This is a genomic window from Pseudomonas sp. MF6751 (genome assembly GCF_016613265.1).
Classification (GTDB): domain Bacteria; phylum Pseudomonadota; class Gammaproteobacteria; order Pseudomonadales; family Pseudomonadaceae; genus Aquipseudomonas; species Aquipseudomonas fluorescens_BV.
The window spans coordinates 258,457-282,307 of sequence record NZ_JAENSV010000004.1 but is presented as its reverse complement, the minus strand read 5'-3'; the positions used below and the strand labels follow the sequence as shown (position 1 = coordinate 282,307).

Sequence of the window (23,851 nt, the reverse complement as noted above, 5' to 3'; positions counted from 1 at the left end):
GTCGAATTCCGGCCAGCGTGGTTTAACGGGGCGCCTAAGATCAAAAGCAGATCAAGATCAAGAGCGGCTCGCTTCGCATCGTGGTTACCGTTGAGCTAACAGAGTTATGTAGATACCTATGCCTATCACAGGCAAGCCAGCTCCCACACTTGAAGTGTTCACCTATCAAATGTGGGAGCTGGCTTGCCTGCGATGAGGCCATCAGAGCTGCATCACACCTGCGGCCAGAACGCTCGAATACCTGCCACACCTTGCGCACCAGCCTCCCAGGCCTGCTCCCGCTGCGCCGGCCCAACCCCGCCCAACAGAAACACCGGCTTGCTGAACCCGGCGATCAACTGCTGCGCCTGCTCCCACCCCAACGGCAGGGCATCCGGATGGGTCTGGGTCGGCTGCACCGGCGATAGGGTGACGAAATCCACGTCCATCATTTCTGCCAGGGCCAGCTCTTCCGCGTTGTGGCACGAAGCCGCCAGCCAACGGTCTTTGGGCAGTGGGCGGCCCTTACTGGCGTATTTGCGCAACTGCGCCGAGGTCATGTGCCAGCCGGCAGCTGGGAAATCCCCCAGCCACTCGAACGGCCCCTTGAGCATCAATTGCGCCTTGCCGGCGCACAGGCCCACCGCATCTACCGCCAGGTCGCGGTATTTGGGGTCGTAACCGTTAGGGGCACGCAGTTGAACCAGCTTGATGCCACCAGCAATAGCCTTTTGGATACCGCGCAACAGCGTCGGGGTCTCCAGCTCGCCAGGGGTGATCAGGTACTCGGCGGGCAAGCGTGCCGCGGCGACAATCGGCGCATTCGCCGCCGGAAATTCATAGTTGACCAGGTCCCGCGGTGCCACCCACGCCAACGGCTGCCCTTCAGCGCCATGGGGCTCGCCGGTAAAAGCCGAGACTTCCCAGACATCCAGCAATACCTGCTTGTCCGGATAGTCATGTTGCACCTTGATCAGCGGCCGCGCCGTGGTGACCTGGATGCCCAGCTCTTCCTGCAATTCACGGGACAAGGCCGTGGCAACCGACTCATCAGCCTCCACCTTGCCGCCGGGAAACTCCCAGAGGCCGCCTTGATGCTGAGTATCGGCACGGCGCGCCAGCAGGATCCTGCCATCGACACCGCGGATCACCGCTGCTGCTACATGTACTCGTTTCACCGCCAGTTTCCTCTTGGTATCAGGTACGGTATTCCGCGTTGATCTTCACGTACTCGTGGGACAGGTCGGTGGTCCAGATGGTTTCGCTGCAGTCACCACGACCCAGTTCGATACGGATGGTGATTTCTTCCTGCTGCATCACCGCCGAGCCCTGGGCTTCGGTGTACGTTTCGGCGCGGGCGCCACGGCTGGCGATGCACACGTCACCCAGGAACACGTCGATCTTGCTCACGTCCAGGTCCGGCACGCCAGCACGGCCGACAGCCGCGAGGATACGGCCCCAGTTCGGGTCCGAAGCAAACAGCGCGGTCTTGATCAGCGGCGAGTGCGCCACGGTGTAGCCCACATCCAGGCATTCCTGATGGTTGCCGCCACCGTTGACTTCAACAGTGACAAACTTGGTCGCGCCCTCGCCGTCACGCACGATGGCCTGGGCCACGTCCATGCACACTTCAAACACTGCCTGTTTCAACGCCGCGAACAATGGACCTTCGGTGGACGTGATTTCCGGCAGATTGGCCTGGCCGGTGGCGATCAGCATGCAGCAGTCGTTGGTGGAGGTATCACCGTCGATGGTGATGCGGTTGAACGACTTGTTGGCGCCGTCCAGCATCAGGCGTTGCAGCACATCGCGGGAGACCTTGGCGTCGGTGGCGATATAACCGAGCATGGTGGCCATGTTCGGACGGATCATGCCTGCGCCTTTGCTGATACCGGTGACGGTGATAGTCACGCCCTCATGCACGAACTGACGGCTCGCTCCTTTTGGCAAGGTATCGGTGGTCATGATGCCGGTAGCGGCAGCCGCCCAGTTATCCGCAGACAGGTCATCGAGCGCGGCTTGCAGGGCACCTTCGATTTTTTCCACCGGCAGCGGCTCACCAATCACACCGGTGGAGTACGGCAGCACTTGGCTGGCATCGACGCCGGTCAACTGGGCGAGCTTGGCGCAGGTGCGCGCCGCCGCGACAAGGCCCGGCTCGCCGGTGCCGGCGTTGGCATTGCCGGTATTGGTCAGCAGGTAGCGAATCGACCCGGCCACCCGTTGCTTGGCCAGAATCACCGGCGCAGCACAGAAGGCATTGAGGGTGAACACGCCCGCCACGGTCGAGCCTTCCGCACAACGCATCACCACCACATCCTTGCGCCCCGGGCGCTTGATGCCCGCCGAAGCGATACCGAGTTCAAAACCGGCAACCGGGTGCAACGTGGGCAAAGGACCAAGACCAACAGCCATGAATGCGCTCCTTAAAAATAGGTGATGTCTGTGCCGTCGCTATCGACGGTGGGAATTAATGGCAAAACGCCGCGACGGCAAAGGCCGGTCGCGGCGCGGGGTGTTGCAGCGTCAGGCGAAAATCTTATTCGATCTGGCCGTGGCAGTGTTTGAATTTCTTGCCCGAACCGCAGTAGCACAGCTCGTTGCGGCCCAGCTTCTGGTCATTGCGAACCGGGGTCTGGGCCAGGGCCACATCGACCTCTTCACCCAATGCTTCAGGCTCATCCAGGCCCGGCGCTTCGTCGTGCTGGAACTGCATGCGCGCCGCCAGTGCTTCGGCTTCCTGACGCAGGCGTGCTTCTTCCTCGATCGGGTCTTCGCGACGCACCTGAACGTGGGACAGCACGCGGATCGAATCGCGCTTGATCGAATCCAGCAATTCGGAGAACAGCGTGAACGACTCGCGCTTGTACTCCTGCTTCGGGTTCTTCTGGGCGTAGCCACGCAGGTGGATACCGTGGCGCAGGTGGTCCATGGTCGACAGGTGGTCTTTCCACAGGTCATCCAGCACGCGCAATACGATCTGTTTCTCGAAGGTGCGCAGAGCTTCGGCACTCGCCTGCTCTTCTTTCTCGTTGTACGCCGCCAGCAGCTCGGCCATCAGTTTTTCGCGCAGGGTTTCTTCATACAGGTGGTCGTCTTCGTCCAGCCATTGCTGAACCGGCAAGTCCACACCGAAGTCGCTCTTCAACGCAGCTTCCAGGCCGGCAACATCCCACTGCTCAGGCAGTGATTGTGGCGGGATATGAGCACTGACAGTGGCGTTGAGCACGTCCTGACGGAAATCAGCGATGGTCTCGCCAATGTTGTCGGCGGCCAGCAACGTGTTACGCATGTGATAGATCACTTTACGCTGTTCGTTGTTGACGTCGTCGAACTCGAGCAGTTGCTTGCGAATGTCGAAGTTACGGCCTTCTACTTTGCGCTGGGCCTTCTCGATGGCGTTGGTCACCATGCGGTGCTCGATCGCTTCACCGGACTGCATGCCCAGGGCTTTCATGAAGTTCTTCACCCGGTCCGATGCGAAGATACGCATCAGGCTGTCTTCCAACGACAGGTAGAAACGGCTGGAACCGGCATCACCCTGGCGGCCAGCACGGCCACGCAGCTGGTTGTCGATACGACGCGATTCGTGACGCTCGGACGCGATCACCTGCAAGCCACCGGATTCCAGCACAGCCTGGTGACGCTTCTGCCAGTCGGCCTTGATCTGGGCGATCTGCTCAGGCGTCGGGTTGTCGAGCGAGGCCACTTCCACTTCCCAGTTGCCGCCCAACAGGATGTCGGTACCACGACCAGCCATGTTGGTGGCGATGGTCAATGCGCCTGGGCGACCGGCCTGGGCGATGATCTCGGCTTCTTTTTCGTGGAACTTGGCGTTCAGTACCTTGTGCTCGATGCCTTCCTTGTTGAGCAGGTTGGACACGTGCTCGGAGGTCTCGATGGTGGCGGTACCCACCAGGATCGGACGGCCCTTGGCCATACCGTCCTTGATGTCGTTGATGATCGCCGCGTATTTCTCTTCGGCGGTCAGGAACACCAGGTCGTTGTAGTCTTTACGCGCCAACGGTTTGTTCGGCGGAATGACCATCACGGCCAGGTTGTAGATCTGGTGGAATTCGAACGCTTCGGTGTCGGCCGTACCGGTCATGCCGGACAGCTTGTTGTACAGACGGAAGTAGTTCTGGAAAGTGGTGGACGCCAACGTCTGGCTTTCGGCCTGGATGTTGAGGTGTTCCTTGGCTTCGATGGCCTGGTGCAGGCCTTCGGACAGACGACGACCGGGCATGGTACGACCGGTGTGCTCGTCAACCAGTACCACTTGGCCGTCCTGCACGATGTATTCGACGTTGCGATGGAACAGCTTGTGGGCGCGCAGGCCAGCGTACACGTGGGTCAACAGACCCAGGTTGTGCGCCGAGTACAGGCTTTCGCCTTCGGCCAGTTCGCCGATCTGGGTCAGCATTTCTTCGACAAACTGGTGACCGGCTTCGTTGAGTTCGACCTGGCGGGTCTTCTCGTCAATGGTGAAGTGACCTTCTTTGGTCACCACGCCTTCCACTTCCTCGATGTGCTGTTCAAGACGCGGGATCAACTTGTTGATCTCGGTGTACAGGCGCGAGCTGTCTTCGGCCTGGCCGGAGATGATCAGCGGGGTACGGGCTTCGTCGATGAGGATGGAGTCGACTTCGTCGATCACGGCAAAGTTGAGTTCACGCTGGAATTTTTCATCCATGCTGAACGCCATGTTGTCGCGCAGGTAGTCGAAACCGAATTCGTTGTTGGTACCGTAGGTGATGTCGCAGGCGTACGCGGCGCGCTTCTCTTCCGGCGGCTGGAACGGCGTTACCACGCCGACGGTCAGGCCGAGGAATTCATACAGCGGGCGCATCCAGTTGGCGTCCCGGCGAGCCAGGTAGTCGTTCACCGTCACAACGTGCACGCCCTTGCCGGACAGTGCGTTGAGGTAAACGCCCAGGGTTGCCACCAGGGTCTTGCCTTCACCGGTGCGCATTTCGGCAATCATGCCTTCATGCAAGGTCATGCCGCCGATCAACTGGACGTCGAAGTGGCGCATGCCCATGACGCGCTTACCGGCTTCACGGGCGACCGCGAAGGCTTCGGGCAGCAGCTTGTCGAGGGTTTCACCTTTGGCTATGCGGGCCTTGAACTCTTGGGTCTTGGCGCGCAATTGCTCGTCCGACAGAGCAACCATCTGCTCTTCGAAGGCATTGACCAGCTGCACCGTCTTGAGCATGCGTTTGACTTCGCGCTCATTCTTGCTTCCAAAAAGTTTCTTTAACAAAGGCGCAAACATATCGGCAGGTTCTTCCACACATAGGGATGGAGGGCGCACCGTGAGTGGCCCGAGCAGCCCTCACGGCCGCATTGCGAACGCGCATTCTACCCGGAATCGTGGGTGAGGAAAGTGGCGTTGTTCCCTGAGGCAGGCACGGCGCTGTGAGAGGGCTTGTTTAAAATAAGGGCTTTTGCTGGAACTTCAACCCACCAGGCGCAGAAGTTACTTATTGATTTGACGGAGAAAGCCCTGCCGACGCAGAGCCTCGGGGCATACAGGCGCTTTCTGCTAAGATAGCCGCTCTGTTACCTAAGGTGTCTAAACATGGCATTTCGCCCTCTCACAGCCCGCGCCCCCGGCGCGTTGCTCCGCGAAGCCAAACCGTTGAAAGCTATCTTCGGCCAGGCGCAACGCTTGGGCCATCTGCAACGCCTGCTGGAAAGCCAACTGCAGCCGGCCGCCCGGGAACATTGTCACGTCGCCTCCTGGCGTGAAGGCAACCTGCTATTAATTGTCACCGATGGGCATTGGGCCACCCGCTTGCGCTACCAACAGAAGCGCTTGCAGCGCCAGTTGATGGCGTTCGACGAATTTGCCAATTTGACGCGCATTCAGTTCAAGGTACAGCCACCCACCGTGCCGCAAGGCGCAGTGGGGCATACCATGGACCTGTCGGAAACGGCCGCCGAAACCCTTCAGGCCACTGCTGAAGGGATCAACGACCCGGGCTTGCGCGCTGCCCTGGAACGGCTGGCCGCCCATGCCCGGCCCAAAGCCTGAAGCGCTATTTGCGTTTGCTGCCGCCCAGCAACGAACCCAGCAAACCCCGCACCAACTGGCGCCCCATCTGATTGGCGGCCTGCTGCATGGCTGATTTCAACGCCTTGCCCGCCGTGGTCCCCAGGAATGCACCCGCCTTGTCGGTGAAGCTCGGCTCTTCGGTGGCCGGCGCGGCCTCCTCGGCAGCTCCCAGTTCCTTGCGAGCCATCAGCACTTCATAGGCAGACTCACGATCTACCGGCTTGTCGTAGCGCCCCAACAGTGGCGAACTGGCGACCAACGCTGCACGTTCTGCTTCGCTGAGCGGCCCGATCCGCGATTGCGGGGGAGCAACCAGTACGCGCTGGACGACCTCAGGCGTGCCCTTTTCCTGCAAGGTTCCCACCAATGCCTCACCGGTGCCCAATTCTGTAAGCACCGACAAAGTATCGAACGTCGGGTTGGGCCGAAAACCGTCCGCCACCGCTCGCAGGGATTTCTGCTCTTTGGCGGTGAATGCGCGCAAACCGTGCTGGATGCGCAGGCCCAGTTGCGCCAGTACCGTATCCGGCAGGTCGCCCGGCGACTGGGTGACGAAGTACACGCCAACCCCTTTGGAACGGATCAGGCGCACCACTTGCTCCAGGCGCTCCTGCAAGGCTTTTGGCGTATCGGCGAACAACAAGTGCGCTTCATCGAAAAACAACGCCAGCAACGGTTTGTCGGCATCGCCGCGTTCCGGCAATTGTTCGAACAACTCTGCCAGCAGCCATAACAGGAAGGTCGCGTAGACCTTCGGCGCTTCATGCACCAGGCGGCTGGCGTCCAGCAGGTGGATGCGCCCACGCCCATCACTGGCGGGCTGCAAAATATCCTCCAGTTGCAGGGCCGGCTCGCCAAACAAGGCTTCGGCGCCCTGCTGCTCCAGCACCGCCAGGCGTCGTAACAAGGCCTGGCTGGAACCGGTGGTCATCAAGGCGGCGTCTTCGCCCAGCAGTTCCGGGTGATAGCGCAGGTGATTGAGCAGTGCCTTGAGGTCCTTGAGGTCCAGCAGCAACAGGCCTTCGCGGTCGGCCACTTTGAACGCCGCATAGAGCGCCGACTGCTGGCTGTCGGTGAGTTCCAACAGGCTGCCGAGCAAGAGCGGGCCCATTTCACTGATGGTGGTGCGCAACGGATGACCGGATTGGCCGTGGATATCCCACAGGGTGACCGGGTACGCCTGGGCCGTGTAATCAAGGAAGGGCATACCGGCGATGCGCTCGGCCACTTTGCCCTGGGGGTCGGCGGCGGCGCCCAGGCCGCAGAGGTCGCCTTTGATGTCGGCGGCGAACACCGCCACGCCCGCATCACTGAAGGCTTCCGCCAGGCGCTGCAAGGTGACGGTCTTGCCGGTGCCTGTGGCGCCGGCGATCAACCCATGACGGTTGGCCAGGCGCATGGACTGGGCGATGGGCTGGCCGTCAAGGCCTGCACCGATAAGCAGTTGTGTGGAGTCAGGCATTTCGTCACCTATGGTTAATCTTTAGTGCCGCGCGGTCGATATAGACGGATGTAAGCCCGACAAAGACTAAAAAACGGTCAGATAATTCCGATACGGACCAACGGAGCTATCACCAGAAATACCACACCTTTTTTAACGCTGCCATTTCGCGCCTCCCGCATTGGATGCGCCTCGGATATTAAGACCTTAGCGGACCCTTCAAGCCATGAACAAAAATCTGCGCTTCAGCCACAAGATCCTGCTTGCAGCCTCCCTTATCGTCATCGCCGCCTTTGCGTTGTTTACCCTCTACAACGACTATCTGCAGCGCAACGCGATTCGCGACGACCTCAACAACTACCTGCACGAGATGGGTGACGTTACCGCCAGCAACATCCAGACCTGGCTCACCGGGCGTATCGCCCTGGTGGAAAACGCCGCACAGAACATCGCCATCAACCCTGAAAAAGCCGTCGTCGCCAGCCTGCTGGAGCAGAAAGCGCTGACTTCGTCATTCATGGCGACCTACGTCGGTGACAGCCAGGGCACGTTCACCATCCGCCCTGACACCAAGATGCCCGACGGCTTCGACCCGCGTGTTCGCCCCTGGTACAAGGGCGCCCAGGCCAGTAATGGCTCGACCCTGACCGAACCCTATATCGACGCGGCGACCGGGCAACTGATCATCTCCGTTGCCACGCCAAGCGCCAAGGGCGGCCAGAGCATCGGCGTAGTCGGCGGCGACCTGAGCCTGCAGACCCTGGTGGATAACATCGGCGCGCTGGATTTTGGCGGCATGGGCTATGCGTTCCTAGTCAGCGCCGACGGCAAAGTGCTGGTGCACCCCGATAAAGCCCTGGTGATGAAGACCCTGTCGGACGTTTATCCAAAAGACACGCCGAAGATCAGCGGCGACTTGAGCGAAGTGCAAGCCAATGGCAAGACCAATATCGTGACGTTCACACCGATCAAGGGCCTGCCATCGGTGAACTGGTACCTGGGCGTTTCGGTGGACAAGGACAAGTCTTTCGCCATGCTCAGTGAGTTCCGCACCTCGGCGGTGATCGCCACGATCATCGCGGTGGTGATCATCATCGCCCTGCTCGGCATGCTGATCCGCGTCTTGATGCAACCTTTGCACCTGATGACCCGCGCCATGCAAGACATTGCCGACGGTGAAGGCGACCTGACCCGCCGCCTGACCATCCAGAACAATGATGAATTCGGCACCCTGGGCAATGCTTTCAACCGCTTCGTCGAGCGCATTCATACCTCGATTCGCGAAGTGTCTTCAGCCACCGAGCACGTCAATGAAGTGGCCCTGCGGGTGGTCAGCGCCTCCAACTCGTCGATGGTCAACTCCGACGAACAGGCCAACCGCACCAACAGCGTCGCTGCGGCCATCAATCAACTGGGGGCCGCAGCCCAGGAGATCGCACGCAACGCCGCCCAAGCCTCCAGTCAAGCCAGCGATGCCAGGCACTTGGCCGAAGACGGCCAGCAGGTGGTTGAACGCAATATCAAGGCGATGACGCAGTTATCCAGCATGATCAGCACCTCAAGCACCAATATCGAAGCACTTAACAGCAAAACGGTGAATATCGGCCAGATTCTTGAGGTGATCACCAGCATTTCCCAGCAAACCAATCTGCTGGCGCTCAATGCGGCGATCGAAGCGGCGCGCGCCGGGGAAGCCGGGCGGGGCTTTGCGGTAGTAGCCGATGAAGTGCGCAACCTCGCTCATCGCACTCAGGAGTCGGCGCAACAGGTGCAGACGATGATCGAAGAGCTACAGGTGGGTGCCCGGGACTCGGTGACTACCATGAGCGAAAGCCAACGCCACAGCCTGGACAGCGTGGAAATCGCCAACCTGGCCGGCGAGCGCCTGAACAGCGTGACCCAGCGCATTGGCGAGATCGACGGCATGAACCAGTCGGTCGCCACCGCAACGGAAGAACAAACCTCGGTGGTGGAGTCGATCAATATGGACATCACCGAGATCAACACCCTCAACCAGGAAGGGGTGGAAAACCTGCAATCGACCCTGCGCGCCTGCTCGGACCTGGAACAACAGGCCTCGCGCTTGAAGCAATTGGTGGGCAGCTTCCGGATTTGAAATTCACCCGTAGGAGCGAGCTTGCTCGCGAAAAACGTCAACGATAACGCGGGCTGCCTGAAGAAACGCGGCGTCTGCGAGTTTTTCGCGAGCAAGCTCGCTCCTACAGCGTGCGTTTGTCCGCTCCCGCCACCGTTATGCTGCGAATCTAAACCGAACATCTATCCTTACCTCAGGTCCATCTAGGGAGAGCAATGGATCGGAGGGATGTTCATCGTGCATATCGCTGACATAACCATGTTCTACGCCCCGGCCAGCGGTGGCGTACGCACTTACCTTGACGCCAAGCACCGGCGTCTGGCGCTCAAGCCTGGCATTCGCCACAGCCTGTTGATTCCTGGCGCACACTTGAGCGAGCAGGACGGCATCTTCAAAGTACCGGCGCCCGCCCTGCCCTTCGGCAAAGGCTATCGCTTCCCCCTTCGCTTGGCGCCTTGGCGAAATGTCCTGCACGATTTACAGCCCGACCTGATCGAAGTTGGCGACCCTTACCTGACCGCCTGGGCAGCCCTGGATGCACGGCGGCAGTTGGATGTGCCGGTCATCGGCTTTTACCACTCCGACCTGCCACTGCTGGTGAGCAACCGCATGGGGCCTTGGTTTACCCCCAATGTTGAAGCCTATGTGCGCAAACTCTATGGGAATTTTGACCGAGTGCTCGCCCCCAGCCAGGTAATGGCCGACAAGCTCACCGGGCTTGGCGTCAGAAATGTCTTCGTGCAACCCCTCGGTGTAGACCTGCAAACCTTCACCCCTGAGGTACGCGACCCCGGCCTGCGCGCCGAACTGGGGATTGGCGAAGACACTCGGCTACTGATCTTCGCCGGGCGCGGCTCCAAGGAGAAAAACCTGCCGGTGCTGCTCAACTGCATGAAACGCCTGGGGGAAGGCTACCACTTGCTACTGGTGGGCTCCGGCATGCCGGCCAGCGTGCCAGACAATGTCACCGTGATTGACGGATTCCGGCCCGCCCAACATGTCGCTCGGCTGATGGCCAGCGCCGACGCCTTACTGCATGGTGGCGACCAGGAGACCTTCGGCCTGGTGATCCTGGAAGCCATGGCCTGCGGTATTCCAGTGGTCGCCGTGGCGGCCGGGGCCTTTACCGAGATTGTCGACGAGCGTTGTGGCCTGCTGTGCGCGCCAAACAACCCCAAGGCCATGGCCGATGCGGTGCGCGAGCTGTTCAGTACCGACAGCCGACGCCTGGGTGCTCAGGCTCGGCGCCATGTCGAACTGCATTATGCGTGGGATACGGTGGTCGACAGCTTGCTGGGGCATTACTACGCCGTGCTGGGCAGCCATGAACCGATGCTCGCCCATGGCTGAGCGCGCGCTGATGCTGGTCCTGCACGACGTGGCGCCGCACACCTGGGCCGACTACCGGCCCTTCGTCGAGGCCGTCGATGCACTGGGCAACGTGCCCATCACTTGGCTGGTGGTGCCAGACTTCCATCACCATGACGACCTGGCCGCCCACCGCGATTTTCGGCGCCTGCTCGACAGCCGTGTCGCCAAGGGCGATGAGCTCACCTTGCACGGTTACTACCATTGCGACGACCAACCTCGGCCGCGTACGCCAAAAGAATGGTTTATGCGACGCATCTATACCCAGGAAGGCGAGTTTTACCAGCTGTCCGAAGCCGAGGCGTTGCGCCGGTTGACCGCCGGCATTGAGGTATTTGAGCGCAATGGCTGGCCGCTGCATGGCTTTGTTGCGCCCGCCTGGTTGATGAGCGACGGCACCCGGCAGGCATTGCGCCAGCTGCCGCTGAGCTACACCAGCGACCCACAACATCTTTATCGCCTGCCGGACTTCACGCCTATCAACGCCCCCGGGCTGGTGTGGAGCGCCCGCAGTGCCTGGGGCCGGGGATTGTCCAAAATCCTCAGTGACCGCCGTGAACAGCGGTGGCAGACAGCCCCGCTGATCCGACTGGGATTGCACCCGGTGGACATGCGCCACAGGTTTTCCCGCGATTATTGGTTGCACACCTTACAACGCCTGCTCAGCACAGGGCGCGTCCCCCAGACCAAGGCCGCCTGGCTGGCGACGCAGCCATGGGCCGACTGATCGGGTTAGGGTTGGCGCTCTTGGTGGCGCTGGTGATCCCATTGTGGCTGGGCGGCGGCGAAAGCATAGCGCGCCTGCGCCAGTTTCCCTTGCCCCAGTTACTGGGGATGTTCGCCATGATCATTGGCTGCTGGCTGATCAACAGCCTGCGTATCCGCCTGCTGCTTGGCGAGCATCGCGGCGAGTTAGGCCCGCTTAAAAGCCTTGGCGTGGTGATATCCACCGAGTTCGCCATGTGTGCAACACCTGGCGGCAGCGGCGGGCCGTTGACCCTGATGGCCCTGCTGGCACGCAACGGCATCCGCCCCGCCCAAGGCAGCGCGGTGTTTGCCCTGGACCAGTTGAGCGACCTGGTGTTTTTTCTCTGCGCACTGGTGGGGATCTTGCTATATGCGCTGTTCCATAGCCTCAGCCCGCGTCTGGAGTGGTTGCTGGGGCTCAGCGCCGTGTCGATGGTGGGTGGGGTAATCAGTGGCTGGGCCGTGGTGCATTTTCACCGACGGCTGATTCGCCTGGCGGGTTTGGCACTCAAGGCCATGAAGGTCAGTGCTACTACCCGCCGACGCTGGGCACGCCGGTTGCTACGTTTTCTTGCGGCGTTCAGCGCCACCCTGAAACTACCCCGGAGCACCTTGCTTGGGGTCTTTGCGCTGACCAGCCTGCATTGGCTGCTGCGTTACAGCGTGCTGTACCTGGCGCTGCGCGGGTTGGGGGGCGAGGTGCAGTGGGCCTGGAGCTTTCTGATCCAGATGTTATCCCTGACTGCCGGGCAGTTCAGCCTGGCGCCAGGCGGGGCCGGCGCTGCGGAGTTGACGTCAGCGGCACTGCTGGCGCCCATGGTGGGCACATCCACAGCGGCTGCGGCGATTCTGATCTGGCGCGCGGTGACCTACTACTTCTATTTGCTGGCCGGTGCGCCAGTGTTTCTATTGATGGTCGGCAAACCGCTGCTCAAGCGTCTTTTTCAGGGGCGGCAGGCTGCTCATCCTGCGCCTGTGTCTGTTCCCATAAACGCGCCGCGCCTGGAAAATCAGTACCATCCTCGGCATCCAGCGCGTCCGGGTCGTAACGACTCAAACAGCCCTCGCCCAAGGTAGCAGGTGCCCTTGAGGTGGCTTTATCCAGCGGGTCGCTCATGGGAATCTCCTGAAACAGAAATAAAAAAGGGCCTGGAGAGTTTTACCTCCAGGCCCCGATGTCTTTCAATCAAAACCGCTGGGTCAGAAGACCACGGTCTTGTTGCCGTGCACCAACACGCGATCTTCCAGGTGGTAGCGCAAGCCACGGGCCAACACCATCTTCTCGACGTCACGGCCGAACCGCACCATGTCTTCAATACTGTCGCTATGGCTGACGCGCACCACGTCCTGCTCGATGATCGGGCCGGCGTCCAGCTCTTCGGTCACGTAGTGGCAGGTTGCACCAATCAGCTTCACGCCACGCAGGGAAGCCTGGTGATATGGCTTGGCACCGACAAAGGACGGCAAGAAGCTGTGGTGGATGTTGATCACCTTGCCTGCGTATTCGCGGCACAACTCCGGTGGCAGGATTTGCATGTAGCGCGCCAGCACCACCACATCCGCGTCATGCTGCTTGACCAGGCGCGACACTTCGGCGAATGCCGGCTCCTTGTCCTGTGGGTTGACCGGCACATGGTAATAAGGGATGCCATGCCATTCGACCATGCTGCGCAGATCGTCATGGTTGGAGATCACGCAGGCAATCTCGCAATCGAGTTCGTCGCTGTGCCAGCGGTGCAGCAGGTCTGCCAGGCAGTGGGATTCGCGGCTGGCCATCAGTACCACGCGTTTCTTCTGCTCTGTATCGGTGATGTGCCAGGTCATCGAAAACTCTTCGGCAATCGGCGCAAACGCCTCGCGGAAAGCTTCCAGGCCAAAGGGCAACGTATCGGCACGGATTTCGTGACGCATGAAAAACCAACCACTGAGATCGTCCGAGTGATGGCTCGCCTCGGTGATCCAGCCATTATGGGAAGCCAGAAAGTTACTGACCTTGGCAACGATGCCAACCCGGTCCGGGCAAGCAATCACCAGCCGAAAAGTGCGCATTAGGGGGAAACTCCAGAACTTCACAAAGGCCGCTATTCTAGCGATTACGCAGAAAAACTGCAGTATTCCCTTGCACCTTATCTTGAGGCATGGCCGTGGTAACACCCCTTAATCGTGTAAGGTTTTACCAGCGCTATATGACGATACAACGGCATGCTCAGGCCGGTAGCAAAAAATTAAGGCGATTATCTTTTGCGCATAACGCTTACTAATTAACTCATCGGCCAGGTTTTCTCACACACATTCAATGTCATTCGCCTAAATACCGTCTTAAATGTTTACTTGATGAAATTGCCTGACTATTATTAGGCCACTCACCCTGTCAATCAGCGTTCTACATAAGGTAGTCCACATGTCACTGATCAACGAATACCGCGCCACCGAAGAAGCTATCAAAGAGCTGCAAGCCCGTTTGAAGAACCTGTCCGAAGACGACAAGCTGAAAACCGAGCTGGAATTCGAAGGCAAATTGCGCACCCTGATGGGCGAATACTCCAAATCCCTGCGTGACATCATCGCGCTGCTGGATCCAGAGTCGAAAGTTAAAGCACCGCGTGGCGCTGTGAAAACTACCGGCACCAAGCGTGCTCGCAAGGTCAAGCAGTACAAAAACCCGCACAACGGCGAAGTGATTGAAACCAAAGGTGGCAACCACAAAACTCTGAAAGAGTGGAAAGCCAAGTGGGGCGGTGACGTAGTTGAAGGTTGGGCAACCCTGCTGGGCTAAGCCCGGTCGGACGTTCACCCGATACGTCACACATGAAAAACGCCAGCTTGCTGGCGTTTTTTATTGTCTGAATATTCTGTAGTTATGCGCCTACAGATTCAGGCGCGCCGCTAAGCAATCCGCATAGTCCTGCCATTGCGCCAGTACCTGGCACTGAAACGATGTAGCACTAACCGCCAACTCCTCACGCGCCTGCTTAAATGCCAACAGGGTATTCGGCGCCCCCCACTGTGCATCCGACAAACGTTGTTGACAGAAAAGTTTCCAGCGTTGTTGCTCCTCATTGTTCAAGGTTTCAGGAAAGTTACGCGCCCGGTAGCGAAATAATAATTCCGGTAAACGATGATCATCGAACGGCCACTGCTGACGGGCTAATTGCGCGGGCTCTGCCATGCGAACTTGCTCACATAAACGGCGGTCACGGTCACCCATAAAACCCTCGTAGAGCTGCTGCTCCGGGTCCGAGTTCGACGCAAAGTCTTCCTCGGCGTAAATGGCCGCTAACTTGTCCCGCCAAACTTCCTGTGCGTCAGTTAGCCGCAGCGCCCGCGCGAGGCAAGCCTCCTTATCCAATTGAAGGCGCTCAAGGTCTTGAGGGCGCAGCACCTTCAACGGTGCAACCACCGGGCAGCGGTTGATATGCAGCAACTTGAGCGGAACCGGCAGCTCACCTTCGGCCAGCTCATCGCGGCGCGTGTAAAGACGCTGACGCAGCGTCGTCGCATCCAGGTCCAACAGCCCTTGTGGATCGAGCCCCAGGTCACAGACGATCAAGGCATTGCGATTGCGCGGGTGCCAGGCCAGGGGCAAGACCACGCCCAGATAATGGCGCTCGGCGGAAAAACGCCCCGAGATATGCACCATCGGTTGCAGCAACCGCACCTGATCCATGACCCGCTGCTTGCTGCGCAGTTGAAACAACCATTCATACAACTTCGGTTGTTTCTCTCGGACCAACCGCGCCAGGGCGATGGTTGCACGCACATCCGACAACGCGTCATGGGCCTGGCCATGGTCGATGCCGTTGGCCTCGGTCAAGCGTTCGAGCTTGAGGGTCACACGCCCATCCTGCTCGGGCCAGTTGATGCCCTCCGGCCGCAGGGCGTAGGCGGTGCGCATCACATCGATCAAGTCCCAGCGACTGTTGCCGCCCTGCCACTCGCGCGCATACGGGTCGAAAAAATTGCGGTACAGACTGTAGCGCGTCATTTCATCGTCGAATCGCAGGGTGTTGTAGCCGGCGCCGCAGGTACCTGGCGCGGCCAGTTCGGCGTGCACCCGAGTCATGAAATCGGCTTCGGCAAGGCCCTTCTCGGCGAGAACACCCGGCGTGATGCCCGTGATCGCGCACGCTGCCGGGTGAGGCAGGATATCGTCGCTGGGCTGGCAATAAAGATTGATCGGCGCACCAATCTCATTGAGCTCAAGGTCAGTGCGGATCCCGGCTACCTGGAGCGGGCGATCATTGCGCGGGTTGATGCCGGTGGTTTCATAGTCGTACCAGAAAATCGAGGTCACGGGCTATTCCTGTGCTGAAGACCGACAAAGTCTAGGCGCTGCAAGGCGTTGGGGGCCAGCGATACCTGACTGTATAAATACCCAGAAAAACCTCGGGTGGTTGCTTCCACCGTCGACACTGTTAGCATCCGTGTCTCTCAAGTCGCCTCGCACTGCCAAGGATCGCAATGCCATCAACGCCTTTGGATACCCACTATCAGATAGAAACGCCGGAGGGCATCGACCTGCTCCTGCGCCCTGCTGGCCTGCCCTCTCGGGCATTGGCCTTTGCATTCGACCTGGGCGTGCGAGGGATCATCATGGGGATCCTGCTAGTGCCGCTGGCGCTGCTCGGCAATGTGGGGATCGGGCTGGGTTCGCTGCTGCTGTTCCTGGTGAGCTGGTGGTACATGGTGTTGTTCGAAGTGCTCAACCAAGGCTGCTCGCCGGGCAAGCAGGTCATGGGCCTGCGCGTGGTACAGGATGACGGCACGCCCATTGGCTGGTCGGCATCATTGATCCGCAACCTGCTGCGTTTTGTCGACATGCTGCCCTTCGGTTATTTCCTCGGCGCGATCAGTTGCCTGCAGCATCCGCACTTCAAGCGGCTCGGCGACCTGGCCGCAGGCACACTCGTGGTCTACCGCGAGCTGCCGCTGGTACGCCCGAGCATTCCTCAAGCGCCCGCCCTGCGCCTGCCCTTTGCACTGGAACTGAGCGAACAACGGGCCATCCTCGGTTTCGCCGAACGCCAGGCCGAACTCTCGGCCGAACGGGTGAATGAACTGGCCGCCATCCTCGCAGGGCCCCTGCAGGTGTCTGCACCGCGTGCCGTGGAGCAACTCAACGGTGTAGCCCGTGGTTTGTTGGGGCCGACATGAAGCAGAGCCTTTTTGAAAGCCGCCACCAGCATCAATGGCAAACCTTCGCCGAGCAGTTGAAGCAACTGGAGCAAGGTAAAGCCAAGGCCGCCGATGTTGCCGACTTCCCGCATCAATATCGACGCCTGTGCCAACACCTGGCCCTGGCTCAGCACCGCGGCTACAGCAGTTACCTGGTCGATCCGTTGCAACAGCTGGCATTGCGCGGCCATCAACAACTGTATCGCCATCGCAGCCATCTGACAGCAAACATACTGGCGTTTCTTCTCGCCGACTTCCCGCGCCTGGTACGCGAACAATGGCGCTTCGTGCTGATCGCCGGCCTGCTGTTCTTTGGCAGCCTGGTGGGGATCGCCCTGCTGGTGTACCTGTTCCCCGACCTGGTCTACAGCATCATCAGCCCCCAGCAGGTGGCCGAGATGCAGGGCATGTACAACCCAGACGCCAGCCGCCTGGGCCGCGCTGCCGAGCGTGCCGCCAGCGAAGACTGGATGATGTTTGGCTATTACGTGATGCACAACATCGGCATCGCCTTCCAGACCTTTGCCGCCGGCCTGTTGTTTGGCTTGGGCAGTGTGTTCTTCCTGATTTTCAACGGTTTGGTCATAGGTGCGGTCTCCGGGCACCTTACCGACATTGGCTATGGCCAAACCTTCTGGTCGTTTGTCATTGGTCACGGCGCATTCGAGTTGAGCGCCATCACACTGGCCGGTGCCGCAGGATTGCAACTGGGCTGGTCACTGGTCGCCCCCGGGCGCTTGGCGCGCAGCGAGGCCCTGCGCCTGGCCGCGCGCAAAAGCGTAAGGATGCTCTGCGGTGTCATGGTGTTCCTGTTGATCGCCGCCTTTATCGAAGCCTACTGGTCCTCAACCACTCGCATTGAGCCCTGGATCAAGTACGCGGTAGGCGCCGCCCTCTGGCTGCTGGTGGCCGCTTACCTGACCCTGGCCGGGCGGAGTCGCCATGCGCCTGACTGACGCCAGCGTAGTCATTCGCCCGCGCACTTCCTGGGAAGCCATGGACTTGGGTGTGCTGATGGCCCGGGAACACCGTTTCTTGCTGATGAGCAGTTGGGCGCTGGTGAGCCTGCCGGTATTCAGCCTGTTGACGGTGCTGCTCTGGAGTTACCCGTCTCTGGTCATGTTCCTGTTCTGGTGGCTCAAGCCGGCCTTCGACCGCTTGCCGCTGTACATTCTTTCCCAGGCCCTGTTTGGTGAGCCCCCCAGCCTCAAACAGGCCATTCGCCATTGGCCGCAGTTGCTCAAAGGGCAACTGTTCGCCAGCCTGACCTGGCGGCGGCTGAGCATGAGTCGCAGCTTCACCCTGCCCGTCAGCCAACTGGAAGGCCTGGACGGTGACGCACGTCAACGACGCCTTGGGGTGTTGCTGCAACGTAACGCTGGCGCCGCACGCTGGCTGACGACGATCGGCGTACACCTGGAAATCGGTCTGTGGTTTGGCGGCATGGCCCTCTTCTATCTCTTCATCCCGCAACAGGTTGAACTGGACTGGGACTGGCAACGGCTGGTATTGGCATCAGGCTCGGACGTGCTTTGGCTTGAGCACCTGAGCAATGCCTTCTATGCCCTGATCCTGGTGTTCTGGGAACCCATCTACGTCGCCTGTGGCTTCAGCCTGTACCTCAACCGCCGCACGGTGCTGGAGGCCTGGGACCTGGAACTGGTATTCCGTCGCCTGCGCCAGCGCCTGAGCAACGTTGCGCCGCTGTTGTTGCTGGTCGTCGGCCTGGCGTTGCTACACATCAGCCCATCCACCATGGCAGATGAAACCACTACCCATAAGCCCCTCAGCACCCAGGCCGCCAGCCAATCCATCCAGGCATTGCTGGAAAAGCCACCTTTCAAGAACCCGGAAACCGTCACACGCTATCGGTTTGGCGAAGAAAAAGCGCCGGTTAAAAACAAAGCCAACGGCGACGGCAAATTACCTGGCTGGCTCCAGGCACTGCTCGACAACCTTAACAGCGACACCTTCAAATACGTCGCCAAAACCTTGGAAATACTGCTCTGGAGCCTTGTGATTGGCGGCCTGGCCCTGGTGTTCTGGCGTTACCGTGAATGGTTGCGCACGTTCGTCAGCCGCCTTGGACCCACTCGCACTACCGCCCCCTCGCCCGTTCCCGCCCAGTTGTTCGGGTTGGAACTGGGCGCCGAGACATTGCCCGAAGACATCGCCAGTACCGCCGAACAACTATGGCCCACCCAGCCCCGGGAAGCCCTTGGCCTGCTGTATCGCGGGTTGCTCAGCCGGCTGTTGCATGAGTTCGACCTGCCACTGACAAGCGCCGATACCGAGGGGCAGGTGCTGGAGCGCGTTCATCGTTTGCAACAACCGCAATTACTGGCGTTCAGCGACGAACTGACGCGCCACTGGCAGAACCTGGCCTATGGTCACCGTCTGCCGCCCTCTTCAGCCCAACAAAAACTGTGCAGCGACTGGCGTGCTCTTTTCAGTGACGGAGCGAGCCAATGAATCGCGCGCTATTGTGGACAGCGCTGTCGTTGGCGTGCCTGTTGGGTGCGGGCGGCTTATATGCCTGGCACAAGGCAATTCCCTACGACGAAGTGGTAGATCGCGGCCCGTCGCCAGAAGCACGCGCCAACCCTTACCTGGCCGCCGAGCACTTTCTGCGCCAGCAAGGCGTGGTGGTGGCGCACGCCAATGGCCTTGAACGACTCGCCGACCTGCCTGCCAAAGGCCATAGCCTGTTGCTGCTGGGGGAGCGCAGCAACATGACCCCGCGCCAGGTCGAAGAACTACTGGGCTGGGCAAAAGCCGGTGGCCACCTGCTACTGGTCGCCGAGGCATTATGGGATGAGGAAACCGGCACAAGCGGTGACCTGCTGCTTGATCGCCTCACTATCCGTCAAACCTTGAGCGACACCTTCGACGAATCCGTGCCACCGCGTAAAAAAACCAAGCCGGACCTGACCAAGCTCTATGTCGACAACGAAACCGCCCCGGCGTACTTCAGTTTTGACACCGACTTCAACCTCACCGACCCCAAGCACCTGGCGCAGTTTTCCGCCAACAGCGCCAAGTACAGCCACCTGATGCAACTTGACCTTGGGCAAGGCCACGTAACGGTGATCACCGACAGCGACCTGTGGACAACCGCCAATATCGGCAACCATGATAACGCCTGGTTGCTGTGGTACCTGAACCAGGGCACTGACGTCACCCTGCTGTTCAACAGCGACACAGACGATCTGTTTACTCTGTTGCTCCGTTATTTCCCCCAGGCCCTCGTCGCCCTGGTTGCGCTGCTTGCTCTGGGGCTGTGGCAGGCAGGCATGCGCCAGGGCCCGATCCAGGCACCGGCGCCCAAGGCACGTCGCCAGTTGCAGGAACACTTGAAGGCCAGCGCGGACTTCCTGTTGCGCCGCAGCGGCCAGGGCACGTTGTTGCAAGCCTTGCGACACGACATTCTGCGCGCAGCCCGGCGACGCCATCCAGGGTTCGAACACCTCGATGCGTCAGAGCAACGCCAGGTGCTGGAACACCTTACGCGACAACCCCCTCACATCATCAGCCAGGCGCTTGAGCCCGTTGCGCTGAAGCGGCTCTCCAGTGCCGACTTCAGCCGTCAGGTGGCGCACCTGCAAACCCTCAGGAATGCCTTATGAGCGACTCTCCACTGGCCACCACCCTGACCGCCGAAAAGCTTCAGCACGCCAGCCAGCAGGCCCAGGCGCTGCGCGTGGAATTGCGCAAGGCCGTGATTGGCCAGGACCTGGTGATTGACGACGTGCTCACCGCCCTGATCGCAGGCGGCCACGTATTGCTGGAAGGCGTGCCTGGCCTGGGTAAAACCTTGCTGGTACGGGCCCTGGCCCGCTGTTTTGGCGGTGATTTCGCGCGTATCCAGTTCACCCCGGACCTGATGCCCAGCGATGTCACCGGCCACGCCGTTTACGACCTGCAGACCGAACAGTTCAAACTGCGCAAGGGGCCGTTATTCACCCACCTGCTGCTGGCCGACGAGATCAACCGGGCACCGGCCAAAACCCAGGCAGCGCTTCTCGAAGCCATGCAGGAACGCCAAGTGACCCTGGAGGGCGAGGCGTTGCCCATCGGCCAGCCCTTCATGGTGCTGGCGACCCAGAACCCCATCGAACAGGAAGGCACCTACCCACTGCCCGAGGCCGAGCTGGACCGGTTCATGCTCAAGGTGCGAATGGACTACCCAGATGCTCTACAAGAGCTGGATATGGTCCGCGAAGTGACGCGCTCGTCCAAGGCCGACATGCTGGAGGTACAGCCGTTGCGTACGGTGCTGCAAGCCGCGGACGTAGTAACGATGCAGCAAATTGCCAGTGACCTGCCACTGGATGAGCAGGTGCTCGACTACGCCGTGCGCCTGGCCCGTGCCACGCGCAGTTGGCCGGGGCTGGCCATCGGTGCCGGCCCCAGGGCCTCCATCGCCCTGGTACGCGGGGCACGTGCCCGTGCGCTGTTGCGCGGTGGCGAATTCGTCACCCCCGATGACATCAAGGGCTGCGCCCTGGCGGTACTGCGTCACCGGGTACGCATCGCACCAGAACTGGACATCGACGGCTTGGAAGTCGACCAGGTGCTCCAGCAGTTACTCGACCAGATTGCTGCACCAAGACAATGACGCAATCATGAAACCGACCCGTCTGCTGCTGACCTGGCTGGGCGTTCTGCTCGGCTTGAACACCCTGTTGGGCGCCTCGGCAGCGTTGCAGTTCAAAGTGCCCGCCACCTTGCATTCGATAGCCTGGGGACTGCTGCTGGCCCTGTTGCTGTTGGCGATGCTGGATGCCGCACGCTTGCGTCGCCGCCCTTCGGCCCGCGTGTACAGAACATTGCCTGGTAGCCTGGCGCTGGGGCGCTGGGAAGAAATACGCCTGTGCCTGGAGCACGACTACCCGCAACCTCTGACCGTACAGGTGTTCGATCACGTGCCCGATGGCCTGAGTGTGGAGAACCTACCTCAATCCATTCAACTACGCCCCGGTGAACGCGCTGAGCTGGGTTATCGCGTACGCCCCTTGCGGCGTGGGCACTTCCATTTCAGTCGCTGCGAACTGCTGCTGCCCAGCCCATTGGGGCTGTGGTCGGCACGACGCTGGGTCGAGAACCACGATGCCACTCGTGTTTACCCGGATTTCGCACGTTTATACGGTGCGCAGTTGCGGGGTGTGGATAACTGGCTCAGCCAACTGGGCGTGCGCCAACATCAGCGGCGAGGATTAGGCCTGGAGTTTCATCAACTGCGCGAGTTTCGTGAAGGTGACAGCCTGCGCCAGATCGACTGGAAAGCCACCGCCCGCCAACGAACGCCCATTGCCCGGGAATACCAGGACGAACGCGACCAGCAAATCGTGTTCATGCTCGATTGCGGCCAGCACATGCGCAGCCAGGATGATGAACTGTCCCATTTTGACCACGCGCTCAATGCCTGCCTGCTGCTGAGCTACGTTGCCTTGAGACAGGGCGATGCCGTAGGGCTGTGCACGTTTGCCAGCGACCAGCCGCGCTACCTGAAGCCGGTCAAGGGCAGTGGCCAATTGAACCTGTTGCTCAATGCGGTCTATGACCTGCAGACCACGCGAAAAACCGCCGACTACCAGGCGGCCGCCAGCCAGTTGTTGGCACGTCAAAAACGCCGGGCGCTGGTGATCATCGTCACCAACCTGCGGGATGAGGAGGATGAAGCACTGATGGCTGCCGTCCAGCGTATCGGCAGGCATCACCGGGTACTGGTGGCCAGCCTGAGGGAAGAGGTCCTCGACCAACTACGCCAGGCGCCTGTGCAGACATTGCCCGAAGCGCTGGCTTACAGCGGCACGATCGATTACCTCAACACCCGCAACCAACGCCATGACCGCTTGAGTGCCCATGGGCTGTCTGTGCTCGATACCTTGCCATCGGCGCTGGGTGCCGGTCTGGTCACGCGCTATCTGGAGTGGAAAAAGGCCGGGGTATTCTGAGGATGACTGCGCAGGGGCATGGCCAGGAAACGGCCACGACCCCACGCATAATTCAGACAGAGGCCTGCAAAGGATAAAAGCTGAAGTACTGCAACAGCGCGTTGATCAGGTGCCGGTACTCTTCGGGCGCCTCAAGCACGCTGAACCCCGAGTCGTAATGCTGCGGGGTAACATCTTCATGGCTCCACAAGCAGGTTGCCGTGAGGTCAATTGCCTTGAACTCGCCTTGCGCCACCGGCACTTTCAAGCGCAGCTCGAAATCCACCTCGGTCATCATGGGTAACGAGCTGATCAGCATCAGACCGTTTTCAGACACATTTCCAAGATAGCCGATTGGCTTGTCGGTAATACGATTGAACACCTGCAAAAAATACGGCAGTTGATGCCGCTCGATCCGTCGTTCGGTAAACATGGTGAAGTCGCCATCCATTAGCCAAAAATCTGGCCGTGCCAGTGATTCGGAACAAGCAATCGCTCGCTCTCCCTGGATCTCGGTGTGACAAAAGGTACCGCTTGTCACCAAACAGCTGCCGAATCCGGGCCTTGCATCCGTTCGAATGGGAAACTGCACAAACAGACATTCAAAGATTAGCGCAAGACTGGCAACAGGCCAGCCATGAAGCGACAAATACCCTTACAACGACGCAGGCCTTGGTTTTGCCAGACCTGCAGCCGGCAGATGCCCCAGTTGCTGCAAGGTATCGAGCCGCGCACGGGCTCGATAGGCGTACTCACTCGACGGGTAGTGGCCGATGATGAACTGATAGGTCTGTGCGGCATCGACAAACAGTTTCTGGCGTTCCAGGCACTGCCCGCGCAACATCGAAACCTCCGGTTGCACGTAGCGGCGAGTTCGGCTCTCGCGATCGACCTGGGACAACTCCAGGGTGACACGCTGGCAATCACCGACCCCATAGGCGCGGTAAGCGTTGTTCAAATGGTGGTCCATCGACCAGCGGGTACAGCCGACAACACTGACGGCCAGGGCAGCAACGAGCAAAATTCGCATGGGGTTCTCCTGTCTTGTGCAG

The 23,851-nt window shown here is 60.2% G+C and carries 20 protein-coding genes and 1 pseudogene; 13 read left to right on the top strand and 8 right to left on the bottom strand.

Annotated features, from left to right (window positions below; all coding sequences use genetic code 11):
• Positions 1-212: 212 nt before the first annotated feature.
• From JJD66_RS06085 to secA, 3 genes are all read right to left on the bottom strand, one after another.
• Positions 213-1,157: a Nudix family hydrolase gene (locus JJD66_RS06085; protein WP_186527681.1), complete on the bottom strand. Its 945-nt coding sequence runs from the start codon at positions 1,155-1,157 to the stop codon at positions 213-215.
• 19 nt (positions 1,158-1,176) lie between these two features.
• Positions 1,177-2,394 (bottom strand): bifunctional glutamate N-acetyltransferase/amino-acid acetyltransferase ArgJ, encoded by a 1,218-nt coding sequence (gene argJ, locus JJD66_RS06080; protein ID WP_034128590.1) that lies wholly within the window; start codon positions 2,392-2,394, stop codon positions 1,177-1,179.
• Between the two features lie 124 nt (positions 2,395-2,518).
• Entirely contained in the window at positions 2,519-5,254 is a 2,736-nt protein-coding gene (gene secA, locus JJD66_RS06075) for a preprotein translocase subunit SecA (RefSeq protein ID WP_014719726.1), read from the bottom strand.
• 306 nt (positions 5,255-5,560) lie between these two features.
• Here secA and JJD66_RS06070 point away from each other — a divergent pair, with 306 nt between their 5' ends.
• Positions 5,561-6,016 (top strand): DUF721 domain-containing protein, encoded by a 456-nt coding sequence (locus JJD66_RS06070; protein ID WP_034128591.1) that lies wholly within the window; start codon positions 5,561-5,563, stop codon positions 6,014-6,016.
• Positions 6,017-6,020: 4 nt separating this feature from the next.
• On the opposite strand, the gene JJD66_RS06065 is transcribed toward JJD66_RS06070, so the two are convergent.
• Entirely contained in the window at positions 6,021-7,499 is a 1,479-nt protein-coding gene (locus JJD66_RS06065) for a helicase HerA-like domain-containing protein (RefSeq protein WP_200647762.1), read from the bottom strand.
• A 205-nt stretch (positions 7,500-7,704) separates the two neighbouring features.
• On the opposite strand from JJD66_RS06065, the pseudogene JJD66_RS28415 reads away from it, so the two are divergent.
• The 5 genes and pseudogenes from JJD66_RS28415 to JJD66_RS06045 form a co-directional block, all read left to right on the top strand.
• Positions 7,705-8,736, top strand: a pseudogene (locus JJD66_RS28415) (HAMP domain-containing protein); the annotation flags it as partial.
• Positions 8,737-8,829: 93 nt separating this feature from the next.
• Complete coding sequence (locus tag JJD66_RS28410) at positions 8,830-9,594, top strand: methyl-accepting chemotaxis protein (protein ID WP_370694806.1); 765 nt, start codon at positions 8,830-8,832, stop codon at positions 9,592-9,594.
• A gap of 207 nt (positions 9,595-9,801) precedes the next feature.
• The gene (locus JJD66_RS06055; RefSeq protein WP_200647760.1) at positions 9,802-10,923 is read left to right on the top strand and encodes a glycosyltransferase family 4 protein; all 1,122 of its coding nucleotides are present in this window, start codon (positions 9,802-9,804) and stop codon (positions 10,921-10,923) included.
• Positions 10,916-11,668: a DUF2334 domain-containing protein gene (locus JJD66_RS06050; protein ID WP_200647759.1), complete on the top strand. Its 753-nt coding sequence runs from the start codon at positions 10,916-10,918 to the stop codon at positions 11,666-11,668. Before JJD66_RS06055 ends, JJD66_RS06050 begins: the two co-directional genes overlap by 8 nt.
• The gene (locus JJD66_RS06045; RefSeq protein WP_200647758.1) at positions 11,656-12,765 is read left to right on the top strand and encodes a lysylphosphatidylglycerol synthase transmembrane domain-containing protein; all 1,110 of its coding nucleotides are present in this window, start codon (positions 11,656-11,658) and stop codon (positions 12,763-12,765) included. The genes JJD66_RS06050 and JJD66_RS06045 overlap by 13 nt, the downstream gene beginning before the upstream one ends.
• A 123-nt stretch (positions 12,766-12,888) precedes the next feature.
• Here JJD66_RS06045 and purU read toward each other — a convergent pair whose 3' ends face one another.
• Positions 12,889-13,737, bottom strand: a complete 849-nt coding sequence (gene purU, locus JJD66_RS06040) for a formyltetrahydrofolate deformylase (protein WP_019821236.1) — start codon at positions 13,735-13,737, stop codon at positions 12,889-12,891.
• A 352-nt stretch (positions 13,738-14,089) separates the two neighbouring features.
• Here purU and mvaT point away from each other — a divergent pair, with 352 nt between their 5' ends.
• Positions 14,090-14,464, top strand: coding sequence for a histone-like nucleoid-structuring protein MvaT (mvaT, locus tag JJD66_RS06035; protein WP_019821235.1), 375 nt, complete (start codon positions 14,090-14,092; stop codon positions 14,462-14,464).
• Between the two features lie 90 nt (positions 14,465-14,554).
• Here the strand turns inward: mvaT and sbcB are convergent, their stop codons facing one another.
• Positions 14,555-15,982, bottom strand: a complete 1,428-nt coding sequence (gene sbcB / locus JJD66_RS06030; protein WP_198715634.1) for an exodeoxyribonuclease I — start codon at positions 15,980-15,982, stop codon at positions 14,555-14,557.
• Positions 15,983-16,149: 167 nt separating this feature from the next.
• Between sbcB and JJD66_RS06025 the strand changes: the two genes are divergently transcribed.
• Genes JJD66_RS06025 through JJD66_RS06000 form a run of 6 tightly spaced genes read left to right on the top strand, consistent with a single transcriptional unit; the run spans position 16,150 to position 22,820 of the window.
• Positions 16,150-16,842 carry an RDD family protein gene (locus JJD66_RS06025; RefSeq protein ID WP_198715633.1) on the top strand — a complete coding sequence of 231 codons (693 nt, stop codon included), beginning with the start codon at positions 16,150-16,152 and terminating at the stop codon, positions 16,840-16,842.
• Positions 16,839-17,819 (top strand): stage II sporulation protein M, encoded by a 981-nt coding sequence (locus tag JJD66_RS06020; RefSeq protein WP_200647757.1) that lies wholly within the window; start codon positions 16,839-16,841, stop codon positions 17,817-17,819. Before JJD66_RS06025 ends, JJD66_RS06020 begins: the two co-directional genes overlap by 4 nt.
• On the top strand, positions 17,806-19,335 hold the full coding sequence (locus JJD66_RS06015) for a DUF4129 domain-containing protein (RefSeq protein WP_200647756.1): 1,530 nt from the start codon (positions 17,806-17,808) through the stop codon (positions 19,333-19,335). The genes JJD66_RS06020 and JJD66_RS06015 overlap by 14 nt, the downstream gene beginning before the upstream one ends.
• Positions 19,332-20,489: a DUF4350 domain-containing protein gene (locus JJD66_RS06010; protein ID WP_200647755.1), complete on the top strand. Its 1,158-nt coding sequence runs from the start codon at positions 19,332-19,334 to the stop codon at positions 20,487-20,489. Before JJD66_RS06015 ends, JJD66_RS06010 begins: the two co-directional genes overlap by 4 nt.
• The gene (locus JJD66_RS06005) at positions 20,486-21,481 is read left to right on the top strand and encodes an AAA family ATPase (RefSeq protein ID WP_198715629.1); all 996 of its coding nucleotides are present in this window, start codon (positions 20,486-20,488) and stop codon (positions 21,479-21,481) included. The genes JJD66_RS06010 and JJD66_RS06005 overlap by 4 nt, the downstream gene beginning before the upstream one ends.
• Before the next feature lie 7 nt (positions 21,482-21,488).
• Positions 21,489-22,820: a DUF58 domain-containing protein gene (locus JJD66_RS06000; protein WP_200647754.1), complete on the top strand. Its 1,332-nt coding sequence runs from the start codon at positions 21,489-21,491 to the stop codon at positions 22,818-22,820.
• A gap of 52 nt (positions 22,821-22,872) precedes the next feature.
• On the opposite strand, the gene JJD66_RS05995 is transcribed toward JJD66_RS06000, so the two are convergent.
• The gene (locus tag JJD66_RS05995; RefSeq protein WP_019821226.1) at positions 22,873-23,232 is read right to left on the bottom strand and encodes a PilZ domain-containing protein; all 360 of its coding nucleotides are present in this window, start codon (positions 23,230-23,232) and stop codon (positions 22,873-22,875) included.
• 222 nt (positions 23,233-23,454) lie between these two features.
• Entirely contained in the window at positions 23,455-23,829 is a 375-nt protein-coding gene (locus JJD66_RS05990) for a tetratricopeptide repeat protein (protein WP_003193903.1), read from the bottom strand.
• Positions 23,830-23,851 lie beyond the last annotated feature (22 nt).